The 15,254-nt window shown below is 60.9% G+C and carries 15 protein-coding genes; all 15 read right to left on the bottom strand.

The features are described from left to right. Positions 1-2 precede the first annotated feature (2 nt). The 15 genes from traP to EPE01S_RS21195 all read right to left on the bottom strand — a co-directional run bounded on the left by traP (position 3) and on the right by EPE01S_RS21195 (position 15,217). Positions 3-764: a conjugal transfer protein TraP gene (gene traP, locus EPE01S_RS21265; protein WP_062749193.1), complete on the bottom strand. Its 762-nt coding sequence runs from the start codon at positions 762-764 to the stop codon at positions 3-5. Further along, a complete protein-coding gene (traO, locus tag EPE01S_RS21260; protein ID WP_062749191.1) occupies positions 757-2,058 on the bottom strand; it encodes a conjugal transfer protein TraO in 1,302 nt (433 codons plus the stop codon). The genes traP and traO overlap by 8 nt, the downstream gene beginning before the upstream one ends. A 3-nt stretch (positions 2,059-2,061) precedes the next feature. After that, positions 2,062-3,060 carry a DotH/IcmK family type IV secretion protein gene (locus tag EPE01S_RS21255; RefSeq protein ID WP_157076048.1) on the bottom strand — a complete coding sequence of 333 codons (999 nt, stop codon included), beginning with the start codon at positions 3,058-3,060 and terminating at the stop codon, positions 2,062-2,064. Positions 3,061-3,069: 9 nt separating this feature from the next. Further along, positions 3,070-3,762, bottom strand: a complete 693-nt coding sequence (locus EPE01S_RS21250; protein WP_062749189.1) for a DotI/IcmL/TraM family protein — start codon at positions 3,760-3,762, stop codon at positions 3,070-3,072. A gap of 9 nt (positions 3,763-3,771) precedes the next feature. Further along, the gene (locus tag EPE01S_RS21245; RefSeq protein WP_062749187.1) at positions 3,772-4,122 is read right to left on the bottom strand and encodes a hypothetical protein; all 351 of its coding nucleotides are present in this window, start codon (positions 4,120-4,122) and stop codon (positions 3,772-3,774) included. A gap of 22 nt (positions 4,123-4,144) precedes the next feature. Beyond that, on the bottom strand, positions 4,145-8,989 hold the full coding sequence (locus EPE01S_RS21240; RefSeq protein WP_062749185.1) for an LPD7 domain-containing protein: 4,845 nt from the start codon (positions 8,987-8,989) through the stop codon (positions 4,145-4,147). Between the two features lie 31 nt (positions 8,990-9,020). Then, positions 9,021-9,311: a hypothetical protein gene (locus EPE01S_RS21235; protein ID WP_062749183.1), complete on the bottom strand. Its 291-nt coding sequence runs from the start codon at positions 9,309-9,311 to the stop codon at positions 9,021-9,023. Continuing rightward, positions 9,304-10,470, bottom strand: coding sequence for a plasmid transfer ATPase TraJ (gene traJ / locus EPE01S_RS21230; RefSeq protein ID WP_062749227.1), 1,167 nt, complete (start codon positions 10,468-10,470; stop codon positions 9,304-9,306). Before traJ ends, EPE01S_RS21235 begins: the two co-directional genes overlap by 8 nt. Next, positions 10,470-11,294, bottom strand: a complete 825-nt coding sequence (locus EPE01S_RS21225; RefSeq protein ID WP_062749181.1) for a type IV secretory system conjugative DNA transfer family protein — start codon at positions 11,292-11,294, stop codon at positions 10,470-10,472. The genes traJ and EPE01S_RS21225 overlap by 1 nt, the downstream gene beginning before the upstream one ends. Further along, complete coding sequence (locus tag EPE01S_RS21220; RefSeq protein ID WP_062749179.1) at positions 11,294-11,770, bottom strand: DotD/TraH family lipoprotein; 477 nt, start codon at positions 11,768-11,770, stop codon at positions 11,294-11,296. Before EPE01S_RS21220 ends, EPE01S_RS21225 begins: the two co-directional genes overlap by 1 nt. A gap of 79 nt (positions 11,771-11,849) precedes the next feature. Next, a complete protein-coding gene (locus tag EPE01S_RS21215; RefSeq protein ID WP_062749177.1) occupies positions 11,850-12,323 on the bottom strand; it encodes a lytic transglycosylase domain-containing protein in 474 nt (157 codons plus the stop codon). Between the two features lie 154 nt (positions 12,324-12,477). After that, positions 12,478-12,957, bottom strand: a complete 480-nt coding sequence (locus tag EPE01S_RS21210) for a lytic transglycosylase domain-containing protein (protein WP_072277514.1) — start codon at positions 12,955-12,957, stop codon at positions 12,478-12,480. Beyond that, positions 12,942-13,553: a prepilin peptidase gene (locus EPE01S_RS21205; RefSeq protein ID WP_157076047.1), complete on the bottom strand. Its 612-nt coding sequence runs from the start codon at positions 13,551-13,553 to the stop codon at positions 12,942-12,944. Before EPE01S_RS21205 ends, EPE01S_RS21210 begins: the two co-directional genes overlap by 16 nt. 5 nt (positions 13,554-13,558) lie before the next feature. Continuing rightward, positions 13,559-13,987, bottom strand: coding sequence for a type IV pilus biogenesis protein PilM (pilM, locus tag EPE01S_RS21200; RefSeq protein ID WP_062749175.1), 429 nt, complete (start codon positions 13,985-13,987; stop codon positions 13,559-13,561). Between the two features lie 108 nt (positions 13,988-14,095). Next, the gene (locus EPE01S_RS21195) at positions 14,096-15,217 is read right to left on the bottom strand and encodes a site-specific integrase (RefSeq protein WP_084344230.1); all 1,122 of its coding nucleotides are present in this window, start codon (positions 15,215-15,217) and stop codon (positions 14,096-14,098) included. Between the last annotated feature and the right edge of the window lie 37 nt (positions 15,218-15,254).

The following is a 15,254-nucleotide window of genomic DNA, read 5'->3' as shown; positions in this document are numbered from 1 at the left end:
CCTTAGCGCAGCACGCCTGCGCTGGTCGTGATGCTGCGTTCCAGGACGTTAACGCCCTGAACGGTCACCGTACCCAGGCTGTCGCCGGGCTGAACCGCCCAGGTCCGGCCCTGCCAGCTGACCCAGGCCATTCCGTCCTGCAGACCTTCAAGCCGCATACCGGACAGCGCAGAGCGTTTGCCGGCACTGCCTGTCGTCGCCCGTCCCGTACCGGAGGGTGCCGGACGAACCGGCACTACGGTGAGCTGGCTGGCCAGCCGGCTGTTCTCGGTCGCGAGGACGTCAAGGCGCTGCTGTAACCCCGCCAGTGCCTTACTCTGTGCACGTACCGTATCGGACAGGCGGGTGATGGCCTCACGGTTGGCCGCTCCAAACTCGCGCCCTTCGCGGATGAGTTTCACCACATCTTCCGGCACGCTGCCGCCGGCATCATTCACGCTCATCGTCTCAGTGGGCACGATGAGTCCGTCCGTCTTCACGGGTTCCGCCAGAGGTAACGAATGTGCCGGGGCGGCAGCGGGCTGTGCGGCGCTGTATCCGGTGCCCGGCCCGAACGCCAGCTGCTCTGCATCCGGTGTGGACGAAGATGGCCAGAACAGGTACCAGAACGCAAAAGCAAGGACCAGCACGATGCCCGCCAGCCAGGGCAGCGACTGTCCCATTAATAGCGGACGGGTCAGCAGGGTCTCTTTTTTTAGTGGCGGACGGGGGGGCTGAGGGGGGGCGGACACGCTGTCCGCCGGTAACGGTTCAAACTCATTCACGGGCGTTTCCTCTCTGTTCGGCGGCGCGGATACGCGCCTGGGTGTCCGCACGCAGCTCGGCAGCGGTCGGCGTCGGGTTGCTGTCCATTGTCGGCACAACTGCAGAACGACTCAGTGCAGTGGCTCCCTCCGGCACCTCAGCGTCAGTGCTGTACACGCCTCGCATGAACTGAATGGCCACCACCTGCCCGTTGTCCACGTAAACGGTTCGGTCAGGCAGGCGTTGCGCATCACTGGTCAATACCTGCGCGGCCTGACTGGCCGTGCCACCGGCAATCACCCCCGCCACGGCAGAACCGTCCGGCGCCGACGGCCGCGAGGTCACGGAGTTAAAGCCGTTGCTCACCACCTGCGTGTTGGACTGCGCGTAAAGCTCACCCGTTGCGCCCAGCCCCTTCAGGACTGAGGGCAGGACGATGCGTCTGAAGTAGTGATGGTCAACGTCGGTCGCGATGTTGGCCACGAGCGTTTCATCTTCCAGCGCGTAGGCGTCAATTTTGTAGCTCTGACCGCGCAACGCCATGGTGGTGAAATGAATAATGACGCCATCTCCCGACAGCTTCGCACCGTCAGGCGCCTTCAGTACCGCGCCCGCATAGGTACCGGTGGTGATGCGCCCCAGCACCGGCGTGGTGCCGTTGTCGGAGTTCACCCCGGTGTAGATCTCACCTGGCCCACGCCAGTAGGGTGCGACGACCTCCTGCTGCGGCGCCACGTTCAGCGCGTCCTGACGGCTGCGGACAGCAGCCTGCTGAACGACGCTTCCAGGCAGTGAATCGCGCCACCCAGCCCAGCCACTGTCCTTGCCGCCCAGCAGTTGCGCCGTTGGCAGTTCGCTGGTTGCAGGCGGAGCCTGCATCCGGGCAAGCAGCCCGGCCAGCGATTTCTGACGGGCCTCATTCAGCGCTTTCTCCTGTTCCTGCGTACGACCGCTGTTCTGGGGGCGGGGCTGAATGCGTACAGGTGTCTTCACCGCCGTCGGCGGTGCCGTCGGCGTAATAACCTCCTGCTGCAGCGGGATGCTGGCAATAAAACTGCTGTTGGCCGATGCTGCGTTCTGGGCACCGCGTGCGTTGTTTTCTCGCAGCAGCTCACGGTAGACCGGCTGCTCCTGAGCGCCGGTCTGCGTGGTGCCGGTGACACGGTTGAAGTCCATACGCGACGGGGTCGGGGGCGGCGCCGCGTACCAGCTCCAGAGCGCATAGCCTCCGCCGCCGATCCCCACAACGCCCGCCGCAATCAGCATCACCATCAGGCGGACGCTGCGGCCGCCGGTATTTTGTTGATCGCTCATTGATTACTCCAGAGCTATGCTGAGGGCCTGCGTACGCCCGTCAACGGAAAAGGCCACGCGCGGCGTCACCTGCAGCTTCCACAGATGCGTGCCGTCCGCGGACGACAGCGTGGTGTCAAACTCGTCGCGAATGTCTGCGCGCGAGCGGATGTACAGGTCGTCGCCCTGCTGCCACACAGCGGTGTCCGGCACGTTACCCGTCGTCTTCAGGCGTTTCGCTCCCGCGGGGGGCACGCCATCCAGAAACGCCTGCAGCACGTCGTCGTGCAGTCCGATACGCGTGGGTGACGGTGCATCCGCAGCGGCACCCGGCCCGCGCTTCGGCACACGCAAATCCAGACGTGCATCTACCGTCCAGGTTTTCTTCGCCGTGTCGGGTTCCCCGCTCATCACACTGACCTGCAGGGGAACCGCCAGCCCCTCAAGGCCGACTGTCACCAGCGTGTTCACGAAGTCACGTTTTGCCGTAATGATCATGAAGGGTGCGCCGGGCATCCAGGACACGGTGATATCCGGCGACCCGCTTTGCGGTGCCCCTACAATTTTCCAGGGCGCGCCGGTGCTGTCGATAAAGCTCACCGTCGCCGGCCAGTTCACCGCCGTACGCACCAGCGGCAGGCTTGCGCCCGGCTGCAGGCTCACGGTCTGTGCGCTGATGCGTGGGACGGCCGTGATGCCCGGTGTGGCCATCGCCCGCTCCTGCGCCGACTGCTCTGTACGCAGGCGGCGGATTTCATCAGGTGTCAGCGGCGAAATCGTTGCCTCCGCCTGGTCATACATGACGGATGATGGCGGCGGCAATGGCTGGTTTGGCTGGGGGCCGGCAGGCGCTCCTGCCGCCGGCGAGCCCTGAGCGGGTGCCGTGACGTCCGGAGCGGTTGCGGTAGTACGCCACCCGCCATCGTTTTTTTCAGCCGGAGGCGTCCCGGTTTCCGTTGCCGTGGCGGCACCGGCGCTGCCACACAGCGCCAGCCACAAAGCCAGCGTGCGAAAGTTGCTCATAGCCTGTCCTTATCCTGCGTTATTAGTGATGGTCTGGGTGACTTCAAGACCCTTAGGTTTGACGCGAACGTCAGCCTGCTGGATACGCAGCGTGAAGATGTAGCGTAACGGCGGGCTGCTGCTGTTCTGCCCCTGCAGACGCAGCGTCACCGGATACTGAAACTCCCAGGTGTAGCGCCCGTTAATCACGCCACGGCTGGTAATGACGCCCGGTTCGGTGGAGTTGGTCAGGTTCATACGCTTGTCCCGTACCAGCGCCAGGATATTCGAGCCAATGGTCAGCGCCTTGTTGTAGCCCACAAAACCTTCATCAGAGAAGTCGGACGAGACCCCCGTCATCTGATCGCGAAAGTGCACAAAATCCAGCGTGAAGGCCCTGCTGATGGTATCGGCACCAAACTGGCGCACGTCGCTTTCGCTCCAGACGGGCTTATCCACCGGATAAACCCGCGTGATGCGCCCGTTTTCGGTAGAGAAGTATTGCGTTGCCGGGTGATAGACCATCCACGCCAGCACGGCCACCACGATGATCAGCCCCGTGCTCGTGGCGCAGCTCCACATGGCCACGGCCAGACAGCGATGAGCAAACGCTGCCCCCAGCGAGTTGGCGTGCTGCGCCGTTACGGCGTGTTCGTAAGCATGGAGGTCGTTCGGGGCAGCGGCCGCCTCCTCTGGCGGCGCGATGGGTTGGGGGTTCTGCATGGGTACTCCTTACATTCCGTAGGACTGCCACGGATCGATGTTATGCGGCAGGCTGCTGTTGATCTTGTCGGTCATGGCACTGCAGACCTTCTCCGACGCCTGATTCATGATGTCCTGCAGGCTCGGCAGGTGCGGCAGGCTGATGGAGATATTGCGGATGCCCGAAAGACACTTCTGCAGCTGGCTGGACGTTTCGCTCTCGCGGACAGCCCATTCATCGTTAGCTTTCTTCGCGGCCTGATAGCCCGCTTCGCTGCCAGCCTGAGCCGCGCTGGCAGCGCGGCAGGTTGCTGCGCCGACGGCAGAAGTGGTGCAACAGAAAAAGACCGCCACAAGGGCGGTCGTCAGGATTTTATTCATGTGAAGACTCCGGTTGGGTCGATTACTGGGCCGGCCGCGGCGGTGAGACCGGCGCTGCCTGAGGTGCCGCTGCCGGCTGATCCTTTCCCCAGCTGGTCTCGGCCTTAAAGCGTTCGTCATAGCCAAGCCGTGCGTGGAGCGTCGGCGGGATCTCTGCGGGTGCATCGAGCTTTGCAATGCGCGGCTCGGCATCGCCGGTGAGACGGACAACAACGTGCTCGCGCGGTATCGCCTGCCCGTTCGAGCGGTTAATGCCGTTACCGCTGCCGATGGGCTGTACTCCCTCCGGCGTCAGCACGTTCACCACCATGGGCGGCGCCTCTTTACTGTCGGGCAGGCTGACCAGAACGTGCTGGTAAGCGCCGTTCTGTCGCACCACGCCCTGCAGGTAGTTGCCATCGCCCTGCACCAGATACAAATCCGGACTGCCGTCTTTTCCCCACGAAGACATCACCGGCGTTCCGGCAAGATCATTGTGCGCGGGTCGCGGGGCTGAAAGCGGGTCGCCGGCGGTCGCGCTACCCTGCCCGTCAGGCTTCAACCAGTACAGGCCGTCTGCGGGCTTCGGAGGCGGAGGCATGTCCAGCCCAAGGCGGCTCACTACCGCATGCTGCACCTGCTTATAGCGGTTCACGTCAAAGGCCGACAGCGACACCATTTCGTCACCGCCTGTCTGGACGCGGGAACCGCCCACGGGCGCCAGAGACCACTGATTACGGTGGGTATCCACACTTTTATAGTGTGTCACCATGCCGTTATCGTCTTTCTGCGGCACCTTGACGTTCACCGGCTGTTCCCCCATCCACTGCAGCGTGACCATCCGCCCGGGTTTCAGGTTGGTTTCGCGCAGCAGACCGGCAAGCTCCTTACCCCAGAACGTCTGCGTACCCTCTTTATTCCTCAGGGTAATAAACGTGCTTTCCTTGGCATCTGGCTCAAAGCGATACGGGGCCTGCCCGCAGGCGGTCACTTTTCCGGTCACCGGCTCGCGCGCCTTCTCCGCCGGGGTATGAATGGCGGGCTGAATGTTTGATGCCGCCGGTGACGTCACTGCGGCGGGATCCCTTTTCGGTGACAGCGTCACGGCTGTATTGTCGTGTACGGGGGCGTCAGCCTTTTGTACGGGAGCGTTATCTGTGCTGACAGGGGGGGCGCTCTCTGCCCGTGGCGCAACCTGGTCACCACGGATAGCGTCAGCAGGCGCTGAAGCAGTAACAGAGAGGCCTGCAGCACGACGTGCGGCCTCAAGGTCGGCCTGCTGGCTTGCATTCTTCATGCTGACATCAAGGTTGTTCGCGACGATCACGCTCATTGCATAGGCTTTGAACTCATCGCTGCCTGTCAGCTCAATACGTCCGTGATAATACTGTGAGGCCGTCAGTAAGGCGGCTAACACCTTATCTTCCTGGCTGCTCGTCCCCTCAGCCATCACCAGTCGGTTACCGTGATCATAAAATGCCGGCTCACCGTCAAGCCTGTACAGTACGCTTTTGCCGTCGGCCTGCTTCTCGTGCGTCACCCGACTCAGCAGCTTGTCCGCATCAATACGTGCGGTGTTATCCGCCGCAGGCGTATTGTCATCTGACGGAGTCATGCGGGCGGCACCCACCAGAATGGCGTTCTCTTCGCCCGGAGCCGCCGTGAACGGTGACGCTGAAGTGGTATCCGCTGCCGGGGCATCCTGTGCGGATGCTGCTGCCTCATATACGGGTTCCGGTTCAGTGCTGGTAACAGCCGGTGAAACAACCGGAGAATCGACAGGCGCTAGCGGCTCGCTGACTTTCTCCACGGAGGCCACAGGTTCCGGTATAACAGCTGCGGATGCTGCTGTCGCATGCACGGGTTCCGGTTCAGTGCTGACAACAGCCGGTGAAACAACCGGAGAATCGACAGGCGTTAGCGGCTCGCTGACTTTCTCCACGGATGTCACAGGTTCCGGTGTAACAGCCGCGGATGGCGCAATAGCGGCCGCTGGTAACGGTGACGGCACAGCAGGCTGTAGCGGAGAGGATTCAGGTAACACAGCCGGTTCAGCTACCTTACCCGGCGAAGGAACAACCGCAGCGGGCGATGCTGGCTGTGCGGCCAGATGTGTAAAGGATCCCTCAGCTGTCGCGAGGTCCGCCGGGCTAACCAGCCCGGCCTCTGACAGCCGCGACACCTCGTTGCGAAGCACGACGAGATTATCTTCAAACTCCGCACGTGTGACGTCTCCACGGACCAGCAGGTCGTACTGCGCTTCAATGCGGGCCGGCACTGTCGACACATCCAGCGAAGCGGATGCGGGAAAGCGTGATGCATAGTCACCACGGGGTTGAGGGGTTTCCGGAGACGGCATGACGGCCAGTCCATCTTTCGTCAGCCGGTCAAACGAACCCTGAATCTCACGTACGTGGCTGTCCGCATAAACTCCCTGCGCCTGCGCCTCGTCGAGCTGAGCCTTCAGACGCGCGACATTCTCCATTAACGCGGGCTCCTGCCTTTCACCACGGGCCATCGACACAAACTCGTCACGCAGAGCGGTCTGAATGCGGTAAAGCGCGGAAGCGTTCGGGTCTGTTGCGGACGCAGGCGATAGTTGTGCCACAGACGGAGCAATACCCGCTGTATACTGCGCTGCACGTTCTGGACTTTCCAGCGACGACATGCGTTCGAACATGACGCGGGTTGCCTCGTGCTGCCCCGTAGCAAAGCTGGCAGGATCGGCGCGGGTAAACTCCCCGTGCAGCATCCGTACCTCGCGATCGAACTGCGCACGCGTCACCTCCCCTTGAGCCAGCATCGCATACTGAACGCTAACACGTTCTGTCACGGTGTTAAGGTCCAGTGGCCCACCAGTTGGGTGCAGGGAATCCCAGGTATCACGCCTGCCAAGAAGACCGCGCAGGCGTGAGAAAGTCCCCGTATCCGTCACGTCCGCACCCGCCATACCGCCCTGCGTTACCCGGTCAAAGACCTGTTGCATTTCTCTGACGTGTTCACGCGTGTACACGTCAGCGGTCGCTGCGCCATCCACGCGCGAGCGCAGCGTACGGATATCGTCCAGCAACGCCGCGGGCGAAATCTGCCCGCTGGCCAGCGCAGCCAGGCGATCGCGCAGTTCAGCGCCGGCACCATACAATCCCGTGAAGTTCTGATACGGATCTGAAGGTGCAGACTCGGATGCTGCCGCGACAGACGGGTTGGCCGCAGGCGTCTCGGGAACCGGCGGCGCTTCGGGGGCTGCAGGCTCAGAGAGTGGCGCTACGCCGGACGCGTCTTTGTCGGAGGCCGCTCGCGGTTCTGGCACTGGAGCAGTAACGACCAGCTCAGGAGCAGGCGTTGCATCAACTGTAACGGCGGAGTCTCTCTGAGATGGTTCTGGCTCCGGCATGTTCTGAACAACGGCTGACGCAGCAGGTGAATCCTTAACGCCGGAGGCCGTCACGTCTGCCGCAGCCGGTGCTGACGGTGTGGCTGGCGCGGCTTCAGGCTGCTGCGCCTTCAGGATGCGGTAAACGCTGGTCTGTCCGATGCCGAGTTGCTCTGCGATCTGCGAGGGCTTCAGCCCCTCATCGCGAAGCTTCAGGATCTCATCCGTTTTCTCTTTTGCCGCGCCGGGACGGCGGGCGGGTGTGGCTTCGGCAGCGTCCGGGGACGTGGCGGGAATATTATCCGGCGCAGGCTGTGCGTCGTCAGGTGTGGCCATGGGGGAATCCTTATGGTTGAGCTGCTCAAGAGCCTGAGCAATGTCGGGAAGAAGAGTTGTGCGCAGGCGCTCAGCGCCGCGAAACTGGTGCAGGTCGTTAAAGTCGGTAAAGCCGCGCTCGATTTCAGCGGCCGTCAGGTCCGGCAGCAGCACCGCGCCAGCTGTGGCCGCCGCAGCACGGTTTGCCGAAAGCACGCCTTTGTTCTTCTCTTTGGCGTGATCGACGTCGGCCATAAACAGGTGCGGGCTGTCGGGATAGCGGGCCTTCAGCACCCCGGCCACAGCCACCATGTTGCCCGCGTCGATGGTCATCACCACGGGGCGACCGGTGAGCATGAACAGGCTGCGCGCAGTGGCGTAGCCCTCCGCATACAGGATGGGGTCGCCGTTGTGCAGCTCGCCGCCCTCCACACGGAAGTGCCCGGCCTTGGGAGCGTCTTTAAAAAGGAATTTTTCACCGTCGGGCGGAATGTACTGCAGCGTGCGGAATGCGCCGTCTGCGTCACGGAACGGCACGACCAGCGCACCGTTGCGTGTCTGACGGATGTCGTCCGCCACCGTGATGCCCTTCCGGGCCAGATAGCCGTGCGCCGGGTCGGCTGCAGGAAGCCGGTCAAAAAGCGCCTTTGCCTTTGCGGTCTGCTGCGCGTATAACGCGGCCTGCTCTCGGGCAAAGTCATCCTGGGACTGGCGCATCACGGCGCGGATGTGCACACGCGCCAGCGGATCGGCATCTCCCCTGTCGCTGCTGACCTTCCAGCGCGTGATGTCCTTTTCGTTCTCGGCCCGGTGGTAGTTGATGAACCAGCCGCCGGGCTTCACGCCGTCGAGAAAACCGCGATACACACCGCTTTTCGCGCCTGGTTTATCTTCCAGCGTGGCCACCCTGTGGCGTTGGCCGTCCATCACCGGCATCCCGTTGAGCACGAGGCCAGCGCTGTTCAGCGCGTCCAGGAACTCCGTCTGCGGGTCACCACCACCGCTGCTGCGAATGCTGCGGTCCGGCAGCCACTTCTGAATCCGGCTCAGGTCAGCGCCCGGGCGGGCGTACCAGAGCTGCGCCTCCTTATCCCACGCGATCGCGCTGCGCCCGTCCGGGTGCTGACCGCCGTCGGCGCGCGCGGCGTCGCGCTGGTCCGGCAGGACGGCGAGCCACACCGGGTATTCAGCTGTATTCATAATGCCTCCTGTGCTGCAGGGTCAGGGACGGCTACTCGCCGTCAGTAAAGCGGCGGTACCACCAGGGGCGGCCGCTGAGGCTTTTTCCGCGCGCAAGGCGGGCCACGCGCATGGCAAGTTCTCCGGCCCCCCAGCCGAAGGCCTTCAGCAGGCGGAAGAAAGCTATGAGGCCGGTGACAACGTAGAAGGTGTTCATGGAGGGGAATCGAAACCAGAGGAGATAGAGCAGAAACAGCCAGCCGGGCACGCCGTACACATTCAGATGGCGCCCGGCATCACGCCAGAAGCCGGGCGGGTACCCCGCTTTTTTATCGTCACTCACATGCAACCTCCTCAAACTCACGGCGCTGTTGGGGTGACATCACTACGCTGAGTTCTGCCGCATCTATCTGCCCTTCCTGATATAACTGCCAGGCCTGATCCGTAATGCGCCGTTTTTCCAGCCGTATGATGCCGTTAACGTGGTGCCCCCACTGCGACCAGGGCATCCTGCCGAGCGTGTCGCGCAGCGTATGGTCGATGATGATGTATTCACGCACCGCCATGCGTCTGCCGTCGGTAGTCCGCAGAAGCGTCTGTACCACCACATACTGCAGCACGCCCAGAAGCGCCCAGGCCATTGCATCACGGCTCTCATGCGGAAACTCATTGAGCAGGCGCGCAAAGGCTTCGCCCGGCGAATCGATGTGCGTGGTGGACAGGCACAGATGCCCGAGCTGACCTGCGCGGATACCGGCATCAATGGTTTCCCGGTCACGCATCTCACCCACGCCGATGACCGATGGCGCTCGCCGCAGGTCGGCGCGAATGCCGGTGGCAAAATCAGGAATGTCCTCGCCAATCTGCGACTGCAGCGGTGGCAGCACGTCGTCCGGGCGGCCGAGAATAAACTCGATCGGATCTTCTTTCGTGGTGACCTTGCGGTCAGGATAGTTGTCCAGACAGTAGCGGTAGGTCGAGGCAAGCGCGGTGCTTTTTCCCGAACCGGTGATGCCCCCCCACATCGCAAGGCCCTTGGCCGGTAAGATGTTTTCCAGCAGCGCGGGCTCCAGCCCCATCCCCTCCAGCGGCGGAATATCTGAAGGGATAACCCGCAGCGTCCAGCCAATAGTTTTCTGACGCCCAGCAGTGCCCTGCAGCAGATTGACGCGAAAGCGGATACGCTCGCCGCGGTTCAGCCCCCAGCGCCCGCTCGCATCGCCGTCCAGCTGCATAGCCCGGTCAACGGACACGCCGCCGCGTACCTTCGGCCGCAGCTCCGGGGAAAAAACCTCGTCCATCAGCTTGGCCAGCGTGTCGTCCGCTACTGCAAATGCGCTCGCGCGCAGCAGTCGTCCGTAGCGCCCGACGATAAAGTGGTTATCGCCCTGCAGATGAATATCGCTGACGTTGTTGCGTGCCGCCCACACAAAGAAACTACGCAGTGAATCGGGGGTCAGGCCGCCGCTGAAATCAAAAGGTGTTAAGTCAGGTGCTGACATCAGCGTTTCTCCGTGTTGATAACCGGCTTCCATTTCATCTTGTCAGTGACGAACCCGGCGCGGGATTCCAGCCGGCGCTCACGATCGCCGGTGGTCAGTTTGTTGCTGTCGCCGGTTACGGTCTGCTGACGGTCCGTTACGACAGGTGCGGTAATGAGATTCTGCCGGCGGAGCAGCACGTACTGCAGCATGCCGTTGTAGTCACGCGTGAGGCGGTTGACGTTCGCTTCGAGCGTCTCATCAGCGCTCTGGCGACCTTCCGCCCAGCCCTCGTTAACCGCTGCCTGCCAGATACCTCGCTGTACACTGTTCTCAGGGATCAGGCCGCCCTCCGGTGCATCAGGAGGGATGGTACTGAGGCCGGCCATCAGCCAGCCGCGCCACGTGGGTGGGTTGCTCACGAAGCGCTCAGGCTGAATGATTTCGTACACGTGGCTTGCGGTTCGGATCTGATCGGGGGTGATGTTCGCCACGCCGACCGCCTCGGTGATAACCGGGGGAAGCCAGCCACGGCTGCTTATCAGGGGACGGAAATCGTAGATACTGTCGAGTTGCTTCGCCCGGGCTTCAAGGTCGTGCCGGAGCTCCCACGCGCGCTGCGCCTTACCTCCACGAAAGCCGGTCGTCCTCCCGCCTTCGGTGAGCATCTGCCGGCGATTGTCGGAGACGTCGGCGGTGCTGCGCTTTTGCGGCGACAGATAGGCTTCAGGACCGGGCGGCGGCGCATCGTTCGCAGCAGCAACTGACGCGGGTTTTGACAGATTAAATCCCGCGCAGCCCGCCAGCAGCGCGGGCAGCAGCAGGATGCAAAAGCGGGTTTTCATTATCTGCCCCCTTTTTTGTAACGACCGGGTTCTGACGGAATGGTCTGCATAAACTGCAGCACCATCTGGCCAGGGTGGTTCGTAAGCGTTGCGCGCCAGGCAGTCTGCATTTCAATCAGACGAAGCAGGTTTGCGTAAGTCACCCCGTTCACGCTCAGATTGACGGGCAGAGGCAGGCGAACACCGGTAAAACTGAATGTCTGGCCACGGGCTCGCGCAAGAGCACTTAACAGCTCGACGGCATCGCCATCCCACGACAACGTGACCCTGTCACTGTCTGCCCGCAGGATCGCCAGCGGCAAAGGCGCGGACTGCTGTAAAACACCTTCCATCCACAGTGCCTGCTGCTGAGCGGCAACCGGCAACGGACGCGGTGCAGGAACGGGGATATCTGGGTGGGAATGCGGTTGGGTCATTATCTGACAGCCAGACAGAAGCGCGGCCGCCATGCAGCCAGCCAGGCAGAGAATTTTCATGTACGTCTCCGGGAGAGTCAGTGTCTTACGAATGGGGGGTGGCATCTGGCCATGAATGGCCAGAGAAAATCAGGAGGAGTCAGCGACGAGCCATATACAGGGCATACACCTTACGGGCATAGATCATGCGTCTGACGCCATTATCCTCAGCAAAGCCGGCGTTGTAGCTACCAAGACATTGCCAGGTAAGACCACAAACCTGCAGATGGCGCGCCAGTATCCAGGCCCCTGTCTGAACATTCAGACAGGGGTCGTTCAGCAAATCGCTTTCGCTGTGCAATACCCCCAGCGCCCGCAGTTCTTTTATATGCGTGGAGTTAATCTGCATAAGACCGTAATCACGACTGGTGACCTGGCCCTTTTTGTCACGGTTATATCCCGTGGCGGTTGGGTTCATGCCGCTTTCGACCTGAGCGATAGCTCGTAACAGCTGCGGATCAACGCGATAGCGCGCGCCCGCCTCATTAAAACAAAACGCCTGAACCTGCAGCGTGATGCCAGATAAAAGCAACAGCAGCAACGCACGAATAAACCAGGTAAGAAAAATGTTCATAGCGATAAGCTCTGTGCAGGCGGCCTCCGTCAAAAACATAGACAGGGACGCACAGGGAGAAGAGTCAGGAGGGAATTAACGTGTCTTCGGCTCAGGGGGCAAAGTACAAAGCATCGCCTCGTCACGATCCTTTTTAACCATATAGATCCCCTTATTAGTTTGAACCTGTCAGTGCGAGATACCGTGCATAAACCTTCCGGGAGTACTTCATGCGATTCGCCGCGTTGGCATCCTTAAAGCCGGCGTTATAGGCACCTACCGACGTCCAGTTCACGCCGTTCTGCTCTATATTCTTCGCCAGTATCCACGCCCCAACGTGTATGTTCTGACAGGCATCGTCCAGCAGAACACCCCGCGTGATGCCCATTGGCCTCAGCACCGGCAGCCAGGAAGAATTAATCTGCATCATGCCAAGGTCTTCGCTCACGACCCGGCCGTTCTTTCTGTTCAGCCCTATAGCTCGGGGGTTCAGGCTGCTTTCAACTTCTGCAATAGCCTGTAAAAGCCGCCAGTCGACGGAGAATTTACCGCCAGCCTCACGAAAACAGAGCGCAATCTCCGGTGGTGCTGACGCCCCCGGGGCCGTGCCGGACATTATGGCCAGCAGCAGGCAGACGCTTACCAGGCACCGCATAACGACACCCCCATGAACACCGGATAAAGCACGGTAATGAACGGGACATCCTCTACGTAGCGACCGGCCAGAGCAGTCAGTCCCAGGCTGAGCAGCAGGCATATACCCGACCACTCAGGGGGAAGCCATACACCGACGGCAGGGAGTACGTACAAATCACCTGATGCAATGGCAGAAGGCTGACGGCGCAGCCACGTAATAACGTTCAGGATCAGGGCCGGTGCGAGCATGACTACCGCGCCTGAAAGAGGTATGACCGGGTCGGGATTTCCCGTTAGCTGCGCCCAGAGTGCCACCCATGAAAGCGCGAAGATGAGTACGTCAGGTACCCACTGCGTCAGGCAGTCGATATAGGCAGCGCTGGCCAGCAACAGGACAAAAATTGCAAACAACGGGCTGCCGGTGATTATCCATGCCGGCAACACACCGCCACAGAGAAGAAGTGCCGCGAGAAGTGGCCGGGTCCGTGCCGCAACCGGATACCCCTGTGTATCAGCACAGGACTGTTCGGCTGAAAGTCTTGCACCCGCGTACATAACAGGCAGATTAAAGGCCAGCATCAGTGCAAGAATCAGCACACCCGTGAATATCAGCATTATCACTACCTCACATAAACCACGTATCCGGCCGGAATGAAGCCCGGCCGGGCCAGCCGCCCTGTCGGCGTGTTGATTCCCGCCGCGTCAGAGAGACCGAAGTGGCTGCTGTTCTCAGTTTCCAGCTGCAGCTCCGAAAGCAGCCCGGGTGAAGACGGGGTGAACGCGTAGCCCGTGCCAGCGCTTATCTGAATCCGTATAAGGCTGTTTTGCGGTAGCCAGTCAGGCAGCACGACTTTAGCGGTAACATCGCCGTCAGCCGGAACCCCGTTGGTATACAGGTCATTCAGCGCAGACGCATAGTGTAGAAACTGCCCTGCCAGCTGAGCCCGGGTAACGTCAGCGACATTTTCCCGCTGCTCATCGTTTACACACGACAGCAGAATGCTGACCGCGACGAGCAGCGCGACGGCAAAGAAGAGAGAAGATCTCATGGTTGACCTGCAGGTAAGGGGTAATGACTAGCCTGTCCGGACAGCGGGCAGGCGGCATCCTGCGCCAGGCATTCAGCTTTGCGCATATAAAAAGATGTAATCAGCGGTTTAGAACGGTTTTATCAAAAACCGCCTGCTGTCATTGGGACGCACAGGACCGGGTGGAGGCAGTCGCCGACCTGCACAGGCGGCGCGAGCCAGCAGGGTCAGTAACTCGATTGATGCAATCTTTAATGCTTCCTCCCGGGTTTTAGCCAGTCCCGTCTGATGATCAAGATCGTCGAACCTCACGGCCACGCCCTCCTTACCTTCACAGAACTCCGCGGGATAAGGCTGAAACAGGGCTGCAAATTTCTGTGCCTGCCGCCGACGTATATCGAGTTTATTCACCAGGTGCGTCGCGCGCAGATGTGTATAGCGTTTGAGCATATTGAGACTCTTATGGCCTGAAATTGCGGCCACTTCCATTACATTGAGCGAACCCAGTTCGAACATGCGGCTGATAGCCTCATGTCGCAAATCATGGAAATGCAGATCATTAATATCAAGGCTGGCAAGCGTCTGCCGCCAGGCGCTTTTGAATCCATTCGACGTATAGTTGAAGACAGGACCGGAAAGCGGACCACAAAAGGCTCGCAGCGCCTGGCGCGCCGGATATGACAGTGGCACGTCCCGGGACGTACCGTTTTTAGTCTGCGGCAAATGAGCAATACCCAGACTCAGGTCAATGTGCTCCCAACGCAGCGAAAGGATCTCCCCCTGACGCATGGCGGTTTCCAGTGCCAGCTTAAAGATCACCGTAAGTTCAGCATTTCGTTTTTGCAGCGCCCGTAAAATTGCGCGCTCCTCTATTGGGGTTATACGCCGGGAGCGGCCCGGGGATGCCTGTGGCTTACGTACGTGTTCGACCGGATTGTGCATGCAAGTCCCCCATTCGATTTGAGCAACGTTATAGAGTGCTGAAATAAGAGCCATTTCAAGCCTGACCGTGTTCGCACTTATCAGCCGGCCAGTGCGATCGCTGATACTCGCAAGGCGTCCGTCCCGATAGTCGGCAATATCAACGGAGGAGATCTCATGCATATACTTTTCAGCCAGCACGGAGCGCTTTATGACATTGATACGATAGAACTCCTGTAACTGGCCTCGCTTGTGAACTGATACAGCGCTGAAATACCTGTCCAGCGCCTTTGTCAGCGTCATCTTTTTTATCCTGCGCCTGATGCCCATGCCGTTCCCCCTGAAAATGGTGAACGATAACACCACT

This window comes from Erwinia persicina NBRC 102418 (assembly GCF_001571305.1).
GTDB lineage: Bacteria > Pseudomonadota > Gammaproteobacteria > Enterobacterales > Enterobacteriaceae > Erwinia > Erwinia persicina.
This window is presented reverse-complemented; position numbering and strand designations above follow the sequence as displayed.

What these genes read in the sequence shown, in the direction of transcription:
- traO (WP_062749191.1), bottom strand. Translation starts at nt 2,058, where the DNA reads ATGAGCGATCAACAAAATACCGGCGGCCGCAGCGTCCGCCTGATGGTG.
- EPE01S_RS21255 (WP_157076048.1), bottom strand. Translation starts at nt 3,060, where the DNA reads ATGAGCAACTTTCGCACGCTGGCTTTGTGGCTGGCGCTGTGTGGCAGC.
- EPE01S_RS21250 (WP_062749189.1), bottom strand. Translation starts at nt 3,762, where the DNA reads ATGCAGAACCCCCAACCCATCGCGCCGCCAGAGGAGGCGGCCGCTGCC.
- EPE01S_RS21245 (WP_062749187.1), bottom strand. Translation starts at nt 4,122, where the DNA reads ATGAATAAAATCCTGACGACCGCCCTTGTGGCGGTCTTTTTCTGTTGC.
- EPE01S_RS21240 (WP_062749185.1), bottom strand. Translation starts at nt 8,989, where the DNA reads ATGAATACAGCTGAATACCCGGTGTGGCTCGCCGTCCTGCCGGACCAG.
- traJ (WP_062749227.1), bottom strand. Translation starts at nt 10,470, where the DNA reads ATGTCAGCACCTGACTTAACACCTTTTGATTTCAGCGGCGGCCTGACC.
- EPE01S_RS21225 (WP_062749181.1), bottom strand. Translation starts at nt 11,294, where the DNA reads ATGAAAACCCGCTTTTGCATCCTGCTGCTGCCCGCGCTGCTGGCGGGC.
- EPE01S_RS21220 (WP_062749179.1), bottom strand. Translation starts at nt 11,770, where the DNA reads ATGAAAATTCTCTGCCTGGCTGGCTGCATGGCGGCCGCGCTTCTGTCT.
- EPE01S_RS21215 (WP_062749177.1), bottom strand. Translation starts at nt 12,323, where the DNA reads ATGAACATTTTTCTTACCTGGTTTATTCGTGCGTTGCTGCTGTTGCTT.
- EPE01S_RS21210 (WP_072277514.1), bottom strand. Translation starts at nt 12,957, where the DNA reads ATGCGGTGCCTGGTAAGCGTCTGCCTGCTGCTGGCCATAATGTCCGGC.
- EPE01S_RS21205 (WP_157076047.1), bottom strand. Translation starts at nt 13,553, where the DNA reads ATGCTGATATTCACGGGTGTGCTGATTCTTGCACTGATGCTGGCCTTT.
- pilM (WP_062749175.1), bottom strand. Translation starts at nt 13,987, where the DNA reads ATGAGATCTTCTCTCTTCTTTGCCGTCGCGCTGCTCGTCGCGGTCAGC.
- EPE01S_RS21195 (WP_084344230.1), bottom strand. Translation starts at nt 15,217, where the DNA reads ATGGGCATCAGGCGCAGGATAAAAAAGATGACGCTGACAAAGGCGCTG.